The organism is Nonomuraea harbinensis (assembly GCF_019396385.1).
Classification (GTDB): Bacteria; Actinomycetota; Actinomycetes; order Streptosporangiales; family Streptosporangiaceae; genus Nonomuraea; species Nonomuraea ferruginea.
On sequence record NZ_JAHKRN010000024.1, the window covers coordinates 120671 to 130952 of the forward strand.

The following is a 10282-nucleotide window of genomic DNA, read 5'->3' on the forward strand; positions in this document are numbered from 1 at the left end:
TCATGGTCGGGGGTGCTCATGGTGATTCCTCTCGTGGCGGGTGGCTGTCATGGATGGAGGCCGAGCCAGAGGGCCAGCGCGGCCGAGGTCTCGTTCTCGTCGGGGCGGGGTTTGCCCGCCAGGTCAGCGAGCGTCCAGGCGACGCGGACGACCCGGTCGAGGCCGCGGGCGCTCAGGGAGCTGGAGTCGAGGCAGTTCGTCATGGGTTTCATGGCGGCGTCGGACGGCCGGAACCGGGAGTGCAGGGCCGCGGAGGGGATCTCGGCGATGGTCCGCCACGGGGTTCCGACGAGGCGTTCGGCGGCGCGCGAACGGGTCGCGAGAACGCGCCCGGCCACGGTCTCGCTGGTCTCGACGAACTGCCGGTTGGCCATGAGCTCGCGCCGGGAAGACCGGGCAACCGTGACCTTCATGTCGATGCGGTCGAGCAGGGGGACCGGAGAGCCTGCCCAGGTAGCGGCGCCGGGTGGTGGGCGAGCACGCGCAGTCGCCGCCCTTGTCTTGAGGTCGGGCGCAGGGACACGGGTTAGCCGCCAGGTTATGGACGAGCTTTCAGAGTGTTCATTGACTGAGTAGAGAGCCCGGTGAGGGGCTATGTTTGCGGTCATAGGCGGCATGCACTCACTTGAGCGAGGACCTCGTGGATCGTAAGAACTCGCACTGCGACGACTCGGCTGACGTTCTCGTCATGGTTGAGGACGCCACCGAAGACCTGTCGCAGGACCTACTCCACTGGCTCCAGGACACCCGCTGGAAGGCGCATCTCTTCATCGCCGGCATGACAGCGGCTCAGACAGTGCTTAGGGACATGTCGCAGGTAGCCGACGTAGTCGTCGACCGCGAGAAGCTAGGGCTTTTCAGCTCCGAACTGACGGCATGGCTTCGGCGGCGGAATGCCACCGTGACATTTCCGGCAGATGCAGACGTGGATATCGTCCCCATAGTGTCGTCTAGCGAACACCTACTCGCCATCGCTGAGAGGGTTGAGGAGCTTCTGCGCTCTTCGAGCTTCGGGGACGTTGTTGACCGTACTGCTTTTCGCTTCAGCATCGTGCACGTCAAATCCTCGATAGCTGCATCGAGAGTTGAACTCGACTCCTGCTCACGGTGGCCGGTCACTTTGAAGATCGTCCACGCCGCCGAAAGCCTTGATCTTGACAAGACGCCAGAAATCATCACGAGTCACGAGACCATACAGCTGGTGCTTCGCAACGCCATCCGTACTCAGGCGGACGCCCTGCGCTCCGCAAACAGCGACAAGCCAGAGAGCCAGGTCGCGGCCATTTATCTAAGTAACACCGAGGCCGCTCCTGCCGTGCAGAAGGCGCTGGTCGAGCTGACCGAGGCCTTCGGCTGGACCCTGACCCCTGATTCCGTCCCGCTGCGCGGGTCATTCTTTCGCCGGTTCAGGATGGCTGCTATCAACCTGTTCACGTCGGCACCAGCCAAGGAGATAGCTGAAGAGATCCGGCGTGGGGTCGAACTGGCCACTATTCATAGCCAGCAGGCCGACAACGACAGCAAGCAGGCCGAGGCGGTTGCCAACCTGCTCCAGGCGCTTGAAGGAACCGAGCAGGGAGTCTTGCTGGTCGGTTCTGTCTTGATCCTTAAAGACGGCGGGAAAGTGTCCGTGCGGACGCTGACTCAGCGCCAGCTTGCGTTTTTGGAACGTCACCAGGTCAGCGTGACCGATCCCTCAGCTGTTCTTGTTGCCCTGGACGAGTGCGCGCGTTCCCTCTCGGAAGAAGCCGTCATTCCAGCAGCAGGGAGCTATTACGGAGTGACCGTAGTGGTACCACCTGCCGAGCTGACCGACGGGGATCCCCCTGCCGCATAGGAGACAGCTACGAGGGTCCTGCACGGGGGCCCTTCTGCATCTCAAAGGTGCTGCAGCGGAACCACTGTTCCTCTAGCTGACGCCTGTTCGCGCAGGCTTCGTGACAGGCTGGATGAGCGGGTCGGAAGAGCCTGTATCGGTGCGGCTGGTTCACGGGCCGGGCGGGCAGGGCAAGACGCGGCCGGCCGCCGAGCCGTCCTGGCGGCCGCGGGCGGCGCAGTAAATGTTAACCCTGGCCACCGTCGTGGCCCGCAAGCACGCCGGCCGCGCTATGACCAGCGGCGCCACCAACACCTGGCTGAACAAGCTGCGCCCAGCTTGCTCGTGATCTCGAACTTGCGAAGGCTGTTTTCCAGCGCCTGGCGCTGGAAAACCAACTCCTACAGCAAAACCTCACGACCGATGAACGGCACCACCTCATATCTCGGGGCCAGCAACAGCTGGGAGGGCTGCGCGCGCCTGCTCCACTCTCGGCCTGTCCCGCGGCGGCGGGAACGCCTCCACGCGGTACACCGGCCCCCTGAACGTGATCGCCAAGGTCCCGCCCACGCCCTGGATCTGGATCACATCGCCTACCACCACGCTGCCGGTCAGCGAGCTGCCGGTCACTAGCGGGCCTGTGCCGAGTTCGTCGCCGGGCTGGCCCTCGCCATCCAGGCGGCCGAAGCCGGTCATCGGTCGATCTCGGCGTCACCACCGACCCATCGACCTGCCGCACCTCGCCACCCGGGTGCTCCCCGCGCACGCGGGGATGGTCCCACGAACTCGACCTATAGATTGAGTGGGAGCTTGTGCTCCCCGCGCACGCGCGGATGGTCGGGTTAGGCATTGAGGAACTCGGTGGGTGCCGGCTTGCTCCCACACAAGCGGGAACTCCCGCGCTTGAGCTAAGAACGCAATGTGCTCTGGTCAGCCGAGAGACTCTTGCGGGTCCGGGATGTCGGGCGCTTGGTGTAGGGCTGCAGGTGCGTGGTGGCCGTGGTGGTCAGCGTGGACACCTCGGCCGTGTCGTAGCGATGAGGGTGGCGGGTGATCCAGCCGACGAGGCGGGCCGCTCGCAGCAGGGTCGCTCCACGAGCCATGATGACCCGGAAACGAGGCAAACGGGAGCCGTGTACGGCGATGACGGCCGTGACCTCGATGCGTCGTCCTGTCGCCTGGCTGAGGACCTCGCCAGTTCGGCGGGCTTCGAAGAGGACCGGCCGGACGATCTTGTCGATCGGTGTGCGGCCGATCCAGAGTGTGCCGGTGGCTGCTCGGACAGTAGTGCGGCGGTGCCACTTCTTGGAGTCGATGACGAACACGCCGGTCGGGCCGATGACCAGGTGGTCGATGTTGGCGTTGCTGTGCGGCATCGCCAGGTCGTGCAGCACGGTGTAGCCGGCCAGCTCCAGGGTGCGCAAGCGGCGGGCGGTGGCGCGCTCTCCTGCCGCGCCCTTGCGCCAGGCCGCCGCCGGCGTGTGCGTACGTCTCTGCCGGACCAGGATGATCAGGCAGGAGAGAACGGTGGCGATCAGCCCTAGCCAGACGGTGCTCAGCCACGCCACTAGCCCCCCGACGATGATCGCGACGGTCAGGAGGACCAGCAGACGGCGGGTACGGTCGGCCGTCTGGAGGGTGCGGTAGCGGGCGCGGGCGGACGCGCCGGCGGATCTGTACGAGCCCGGCATCGTCATGTCCTCCTCGGCGTTGCCGGCAGGGGCCTTCACGGTACGGACGGGGACCGACAGTTCTCGCTCTGGTTCTCCAGCAGGTCCAGTTCAGTGATGGTGCGGTCGACGATGTCAACGTCGTCGCGTGGGGGGCCGTCCGGTTGGTGGTGTTGGCTGCAAGGCCGCATGCGGATCTGCAGGCGTTCGACCGTGCTGGGCCGGAGCCGGTCGAGGTAGTAGGCGGCGTCGCTGGAGGTGGTGCCGTCCCAGGTGTAGGTGATGCGCCAGGCGCAGTACAGCATGGACAGTTCTTCGATGACGTCCCAGTGGCGGGGCCAGCAGCTCAGGATGGCTCGGGGGGCGTCAGGCCAGGCGAACAGCACGTCACGGACCCAGTCCGCCAGCTCGGCCAGCCGTTCGGCTTTCTCCTTGTGCGGCATCCGGGGCCAGTACCAGGGGCGCGGGCTTCGCTTGGGTGACGCCTTGGTCCTGGAGGGCTGGGGCTCGCTGAAGGATGCGTTCAGCTGAGCGACGGTGCGGGCGAGTTCTTCGAGCTCGGCGGCCAGGCCGGTGATGATGTCGGGCTGGGCGTCGTCTCCACCCTGGTGGCGCCTGTCGCTCACTGGTCGTCTGTTTCAGGGCGGCGGAGCAGGGCCTTACGAGCAAGGGCGTCACGGTGGCCGTGCGGACTTCGGCTACGACCCCGACCACCCCGATCTGAAGGGTGTGGTCACGCAGGCGCGGGACTTCACCGGCGGCACCGAGGCGCGCGACAACGTGGGCCACGGCACGCATGTGGCGTCGATCGTCGCGGGCGCGGGAGAGGGATCAGTGCGCTGAGCCTCTCGTGTGGATCAAAAGCATCCAATGCGAACACCGACTATGCTCAATTGGCAGTCATCTCGTCGAAAATTGGCATCCACGGTTCAAGCCCGTGAAAGGCGCTGAGCGCCTTCTCGACCAGCGCGGGCGAGAACGATTTATGTGGACGCAACAATTGGGCTTCTTTGAGAGAGAGTCGCCTCCCTATGTTGCCCTGCAAATCCTGGATATGGTAATCCCCGTGCGGACCGGCGAGTGTCTTGTATTGAGGTATACGGATTTGTGGCGAGATCGGGCGGCTCCCCAGAACGACCCATGATCCATCCTTGATTTGTTGGTCCATCGTTTTGATCAGGAAAATAGGAATGTCTAGTTCCAGCCGCTCCAGATCAGGCTCGCATCCAGCATCGAGGAGGGCGGAAAACGCTCCCAGGAAGACATTCCGAGCCTTTCCAGTATCTGAGCCGGGGCGGCATATCGACCGGCTATCGAGATGGATAGAACCTGTCCTCTTTCGCAATCGACTAGCACGTCACCGCAACCCTCGCTGTTCACCGCCCCGAAGCCTCACCTTCGCTGATGAAGTGCCGCAACACGGACCTCAAGCTATCGATCGCAGCTTGAGCCTCCTCCCTCTCGCCATCGTCGACCCAACTCCTCCAGAACCAGCCGTCTGCAGGCAATGTCACGTCCAGAGCCTGAATAGCGGACATGGCAAGTGCCGGCGTAATCGGCTGGGCTAGCCATTCCATGACGCCCGGGTTTTCCTCGTTCCAGGTCAAGGAGCGCCCGGCTGGAATATTGGCCGCAACCACAGCAGCAGCGGCCACTACTTCTTCGGGTAGTACCGACGCGTTTGAGTTGCCCTGGGCCTCGATGGCTGAATGGAAAGTAGCCTCGATCATTATCAGTCTCTGCGATGCGGACAGCTCCTCCAGTTCGTCGAGAAAGTCTTCCGAGGTGTCGCTGTCGAACGGGCTTGATCCCCAGGTTCCCATCACGGCCTGCAGTATAGTCCTACTGCAGGTACTGGCCAATCGGAACTTCGATTTCGGGGTCTCGTCGGTTCAGGAGGGTTCCGCCCTTTGCCTTTACCCCCTCCATCATCGTCTGCTCCATGCGACGAATGGCTGTCTTGCTCGTACCGCGAGATAACGTAAAGTACGTTACATTGGCCACGTCGTCGGCTGTGTATCCCGCCTTTCGGACCGCGTGCTTGGAGCGCATCGACTTGTTCGTCCGTTCTCTGATGTTTGTGGTTGAGCTTCCGACGTACTTGGTTCCGTCATTCAGGTGAATGACGTACACGCCTGGCTTCTCAGGGACGTTGAACCGTGTACCTGGCAGGCAATTCGAATTGTGAACCAGAATCGAGGTCGCGCCAGCCAGTACGTAATATGTATGTGTATCCGCGACGGTCAGGTTGTAGACGCGCTAGTCGCCGGTTGTCCATCGGATGGCTGCGGATATCTGGGTGTAGGTACCGCTACTGGTCTGTAGGTACTGTCCGGACCGAAGCGTTTCAGCGTTCACCCACTCCTGGACTTCCGGCACCCAGAACGGATGGTCGCCGGTTGCGGTGAGAACTCCCGACCCCTTGCCTTTATCGATAGATATCTGGGCCAGGTTTTTGATTCCTTCAGAGGTGATCTGGGCAGTGACAGACTTGACTGTTGTCTTCCCAGTCTTCGGGTCTGTCGTTAATATCTCGTCACCTTCGGTGACGCTCTCGATGGGTTTGGTGGTGCCGTCGGCCATGAGGATTCGAGTGCCGGGGATGAAGCTGCTGCACGATTCACTCTCAATTGATTCGCGGGTTTTGCGGCCGATGCGGTTCTTGACGGTCTGTCGCATGGACGGATATCTGGAGCTGACCATCCCGTTCTCGTCGGAAATCCCCGGATTCTGCAACATCCAGCGATATGCTTCAATGTCCTCTTTTGCGATGCCTGCTTCACGGCTCTGGTAGCGGGAGCGTTCGGTTTCGCGCTTCTTCCAGGCAGCTATATCCTTGCGCTGCTTCTCGTTCGCCTTGATCCGCTTCTTGTGGATTTTGCGCTCGCGGGCGGTCTTCTTCTTGCCGCTGGCGTGATGAGTCTTGGCCAGGTTCTGGTTGGCGTTGGGGCGGTTCTTGTTCCGGGAGTAGCCGTAGCTCTTGTCCGAGCTGCCGCCGCCGGCGTCCACCCGGCGGCCGTCGGGGTCGGACTGGTCGATGGGGTTGTTGGCGGCGTACGAATACGCGTTGGCCCATTCCGGGGTGCGTAGGTCCAGCTCGGGGTCGGTGGAGATGAATTTGGCGATGGTGGGGTCGTAGTAGCGGGCGCCCAGGTAGGTGAGGTCGGTGGAGGGGTCTTCGGTCTTGCTGAGGAAGCCGAGGTCGGTGAAGGGCAGGTCGTCGGTGCCGCGGCGCTGGCCGAACGGCAGGTAGCGTTCCCGGCTGACGGCGCCGGTGGTGGCGTTGACGGCCAGTTGGGTGCTGCCGTGCAGACCGGCCAGCATCCAGGTGAGGCCGCCGGGTTCGCGCATGGCGACGAGGGAGCCGTCGCTGCTGCTGTAGTACCGCTTGGCGGTGACCTGGTCGGCGGACAGGCGGAGTTCGACCGCGCCGAGGTAGAGGGTGGTGCCGCCGTCGGGGTCGCGGCGGATGAGGCGTTCGCCGGCGGCGTCGTACACCATCGTCGTGTCTTGGCCGTCTATGGTGGCCTGGTCGAGCTGGCCGAGGGGGTTCCAGGTGAAGGTGGCTTGCTTGTTGTCGACGGTGCGGGCGGCGAGGTGGCCGGCGTCGTCGTAGGCGTAGCTGTCGGTGCGGCCGGGGTAGGTGATGGCGGTGACCGCGTTCGGCCGTTCCGCGCCGGCGGCGGGGGCGGGGTAGGTGTAGGTGGCGGCCTGGCCGTTGTCGGTCAAAGTGGTGATGTTGCCGACTTTGTCGTACGCGTACGCCTGGTTGTACGGGTCGAGGCCGAGGCCGTCTCCGTTGCCAGTGCACGAGCTGGCGGTGGTGGTGTAGGCGGTGGCCAGGCGGCGCAGCCCGTCATAGGTGAAGCACTCGGACTGGCCGTCGGTGGTGCCGGGGATGGCGGAGGCGGCGTCCAGGATCCGGGTGATGTTGCCGGCGTGTCGGCTGGTCGGAGACCCGCCGGTCGGACTACGGGCGTGGCTGGGTGAACAATCCCGGCTCGGTCTCGACAAGGATGCCGCGGCTGACCAGGCGTTTGAGCTTGGCGCGGACGTTCTGGATGCCGTTCTGCGTCAGGGGCAGGTCCATTGCCCTGGCCAGGTCCCGGGCGCGCAGGGAGCCGCCGGCCTCGGCGAAGACGGTGAGAATCTGCTGGTAGGCCGGGTGCTCGGGAACTGCGGGAGGTGGCGCGGCCGGTTGGATCGGGGTGGGATCTTCCTCGGCGAGGGAGATGAGGGTCTTGCGGCTGATCCGCAGGTGCTCGATCGCCTCGCTGAGTTGGCCCAGCCTCGCGGTGAGCATGTCGATTTCCGCCTGGGTCTGCTCGATCTGGCAGGTCAAGGCCTGCTCGCGGGCGTCGATCCGGGGGGGCTCGCCCCGAAGCGTGGACACCGGTCGTTATGCGGCGAGCAGCACCCTATCGATGGTCTGCTGCTCGAAGTCGATCGGGCTGAGATAGCCGATGGTGGAATGTCTCCTGCGAGTGTTGTAGCGGGTGATCCACTTGAACACTGCCAGGCGAGCCTCACGCGCCGAGGACCACTGCTTGGCTCCCTGCAGCGTCTCGCGTTTCAGGGTGGCATTGAACGCCTCCGCCACGGCATTATCGGCGCTCGAGCCGACCGCTCCCATGGACTGGCGGACCCCGAGCTCGGCACAGACCCTGGCGAACTCGGCCGAGGTGTACTGCGCCCCATGATCGGCATGAAAGATCGCCCCGTCCAGGCTGCCCCGCGTCGCGGCGGCCGCGCGCAGCGCGTCGGTCACCAGCTCGGTGCGCATGTGATCGGCGATCGACCAGCCCGCCAGCCGGCGTGAGCCCAGGTCCAGCACGGTCGCCAGATACAAGAACCGGCCCTCGCCGACCGGCAGGTACGTGATGTCACCGACATAGCGCCGGTACGCAGCCGGCGCGGTGAAGTCCCGCTCGATGAGGTCGGGCACCTTCTGATGCGAGGGTTCCGGCACCGTGGTGCGCACCTTCTTGCGCAGGTGCAACCCGACGATGCCGAAGCGGCGCATCACCCGCGCCACCCGCTTGTGGTTGACCCTGCGGCCTTGGGCGCGCAGCTCGGCGGTGACGCGCGGACTGCCGTAGGTGCCGTCGAACTCCCCGTGGATGTGCCTGATCTCCTCGGCGAGTACGGCGTCGGCCGCGGCCCGCTCCGCCCGGGCCGGGGCCGCCTTGCGCCACCGGTAGAAACCCGAGCGCGACACCTTCAGCACCCGGCACAACCGCTTCACGCCGAAGGCGCCCCGATGGTCGTCGACGAACTGGAAGCGGCTCACCAGTTGGTCTCTCCCGCGAAATATTTGGCCGCCCGGCGCAGGATGTCGCGCTCCAGCTCCAGTTCCCGAATCCGGGCCTTGAGCTGCTTGTTCTCCTCTTCCAGCACGTCGTCGGACGATAGCGGGCCACGTGCCGGCTTCCTCGCCGGGCCCCGCTCCTTGGCGCCCGCGCTGCCGTCCGCCTGCGCCTGACGCACCCAGTTACGCAGCGTCTCCCGGCTGATCCCCAGGTCCTCGGCCACCGAAGCCAGCGTCCGGTCCGGATCGGACAGGTACAACGCGACGGCGTCCGCCTTGAACTCCGGCGGATACGACTTCATCGCCACGTGGAACTCCTTGTCTCCGGATCTCCATCATCCGGTACTCAAGGTGTCCACACCTCGGGGGGAGGTTCCCGGTCCAGGAGCCAGGCACCCGGGTCGGCCGGCCGGGCGTCGGGCCCGATCATGCCTACCGCCACGACGGGGACGCGCCGCGGGTCAGGCGGCGGGACATCACGTCCGTCATCGCCCAATACACGCGGGCTTCGGAACTGGCCGGAAGGTGCTCATAGTCGCGGACCAGACGCCGGTGGAACATCAAGATGCCGTACGTTTGCTCGACGACCCATCTCTTGGGCTGGGGGACGAACCCCTTGCCGGCGGGGTTGCGTTCGACGATCTCCACGTCGATCCCCAGGTCGGCGCCATGCGCGACGACCGCGTTCTTGAACCCCTGGTCGGCCAGCGCCTTGGTCACGGTGCCCTCGGTGCCGGCGGCGACCCGGTCCAGCAGGGCGATCCCGGCGGTGTTCTCATGAGCCGAGGCGGCCAGGACGACCACGGCGATGACCAGGCCCAGCACGTCCACCGCCAGGCCCCGTTTCCTGCCCGGCACGCGCTTGGCGGCGTCCTTGCCGGTCGTGGAGGCGGGGACCCCGGCCGCGACGTGGACGCTCTGGGTGTCCAGCACGACCAGGCTCGGATCGGCTAATCGTTTCTTCCTCTCGCGCAGATGCCAGCGCAGCAGGTCATGGATCGTCTTGTCGGTGCCGTCGTCGCGCCACTTGCCGAAGTAGTAGTACGTCGCGCTCTTGGGCGGCAGGTCGTGCGGGAGAAAGTCCCATTGGACACCGGTTCGTCCCTGGTAGCGGATGGCGTTCACGATCTCCCGCAACTCGTAGTTGCCCTCGTGGCCGCTGACGGACGGGTGCGCGGCCTTCCACGCCGTGAGCACGGGCTCGATCAGCGCCCATTCCGCGTCGGTTAAGTCGCTGGGGTACGGCTTGCGCTCGGTCACCCGGCCATCCCAGCACAGCAGACCCCACCGACCGGCGGTAACGCTACAAATCCATACGATCACATAGCGACATCACAGGCATATGCTCGCGGAACGCACTCTGAGACGCATATCCGGGGAGTGCTCGAGAACGTGCGGATGGACAAGGTGTTCGTGCCGACCGTCGAGCGGGTGTTCAACTGGATTGATGAGAAGAACGCTGCGCTGTCGGCCGCTCGCAAGTCTGAC

Annotated in this window: 12 protein-coding genes and 2 pseudogenes; 2 read left to right on the forward strand and 12 right to left on the reverse strand. The window is 64.9% G+C overall.

Annotated features, from left to right (window positions below; all coding sequences use genetic code 11):
* Positions 1-47: 47 nt before the first annotated feature.
* Both KME79_RS24475 and KME79_RS47480 read right to left on the reverse strand, forming a co-directional pair.
* Positions 48-413 carry a magnesium chelatase subunit ChlI family protein gene (locus tag KME79_RS24475; protein ID WP_246640341.1) on the reverse strand — a complete coding sequence of 122 codons (366 nt, stop codon included), beginning with the start codon at positions 411-413 and terminating at the stop codon, positions 48-50.
* A gap of 67 nt (positions 414-480) precedes the next feature.
* A pseudogene (locus KME79_RS47480) lies at positions 481-537 on the reverse strand (hypothetical protein); the annotation flags it as partial.
* 88 nt (positions 538-625) lie between these two features.
* Here KME79_RS47480 and KME79_RS24480 point away from each other — a divergent pair.
* Complete coding sequence (locus KME79_RS24480) at positions 626-1837, forward strand: hypothetical protein (protein WP_219546512.1); 1212 nt, start codon at positions 626-628, stop codon at positions 1835-1837.
* A 417-nt stretch (positions 1838-2254) separates the two neighbouring features.
* On the opposite strand, the gene KME79_RS24485 is transcribed toward KME79_RS24480, so the two are convergent.
* From KME79_RS24485 to KME79_RS24495, 3 genes are all read right to left on the reverse strand, one after another.
* On the reverse strand, positions 2255-2512 hold the full coding sequence (locus tag KME79_RS24485) for a hypothetical protein (protein ID WP_219546513.1): 258 nt from the start codon (positions 2510-2512) through the stop codon (positions 2255-2257).
* A 212-nt stretch (positions 2513-2724) separates the two neighbouring features.
* On the reverse strand, positions 2725-3546 hold the full coding sequence (locus KME79_RS24490) for a nuclease-related domain-containing protein (protein WP_219546514.1): 822 nt from the start codon (positions 3544-3546) through the stop codon (positions 2725-2727).
* On the reverse strand, positions 3543-4112 hold the full coding sequence (locus KME79_RS24495) for a hypothetical protein (RefSeq protein WP_219546515.1): 570 nt from the start codon (positions 4110-4112) through the stop codon (positions 3543-3545). The genes KME79_RS24490 and KME79_RS24495 overlap by 4 nt, the downstream gene beginning before the upstream one ends.
* Between KME79_RS24495 and KME79_RS45245 the strand changes: the two genes are divergently transcribed.
* Positions 4066-4329, forward strand: coding sequence for a S8 family serine peptidase (locus KME79_RS45245; RefSeq protein WP_246640365.1), 264 nt, complete (start codon positions 4066-4068; stop codon positions 4327-4329). The two genes, KME79_RS24495 and KME79_RS45245, sit on opposite strands and share 47 nt — an antisense overlap.
* A gap of 46 nt (positions 4330-4375) precedes the next feature.
* Here the strand turns inward: KME79_RS45245 and KME79_RS24505 are convergent, their stop codons facing one another.
* The 7 genes and pseudogenes from KME79_RS24505 to KME79_RS24535 form a co-directional block, all read right to left on the reverse strand.
* Positions 4376-4654, reverse strand: a complete 279-nt coding sequence (locus tag KME79_RS24505; RefSeq protein ID WP_219546517.1) for a hypothetical protein — start codon at positions 4652-4654, stop codon at positions 4376-4378.
* A 208-nt stretch (positions 4655-4862) separates the two neighbouring features.
* Positions 4863-5309: a DUF4259 domain-containing protein gene (locus KME79_RS24510; RefSeq protein ID WP_246640366.1), complete on the reverse strand. Its 447-nt coding sequence runs from the start codon at positions 5307-5309 to the stop codon at positions 4863-4865.
* A 19-nt stretch (positions 5310-5328) separates the two neighbouring features.
* Positions 5329-5736 (reverse strand): annotated as a pseudogene (locus tag KME79_RS47485) (hypothetical protein); the annotation flags it as partial.
* A 9-nt stretch (positions 5737-5745) separates the two neighbouring features.
* Positions 5746-7500, reverse strand: coding sequence for an RHS repeat-associated core domain-containing protein (locus KME79_RS24520; protein ID WP_219546519.1), 1755 nt, complete (start codon positions 7498-7500; stop codon positions 5746-5748).
* Entirely contained in the window at positions 7457-7879 is a 423-nt protein-coding gene (locus tag KME79_RS24525; RefSeq protein ID WP_219546520.1) for a hypothetical protein, read from the reverse strand. The genes KME79_RS24520 and KME79_RS24525 overlap by 44 nt, the downstream gene beginning before the upstream one ends.
* 6 nt (positions 7880-7885) lie before the next feature.
* Positions 7886-9102, reverse strand: a protein-coding gene (locus KME79_RS24530) for an IS3 family transposase (RefSeq protein ID WP_417629146.1) whose coding sequence is annotated in 2 segments (ribosomal slippage) — positions 7886-8790 and positions 8790-9102 — 1218 coding nt in all. Because the reading frame shifts where the segments join, the coding sequence is not laid out codon by codon here.
* A 124-nt stretch (positions 9103-9226) separates the two neighbouring features.
* Positions 9227-10054 carry an IS5 family transposase gene (locus tag KME79_RS24535; protein ID WP_219546522.1) on the reverse strand — a complete coding sequence of 276 codons (828 nt, stop codon included), beginning with the start codon at positions 10052-10054 and terminating at the stop codon, positions 9227-9229.
* Between the last annotated feature and the right edge of the window lie 228 nt (positions 10055-10282).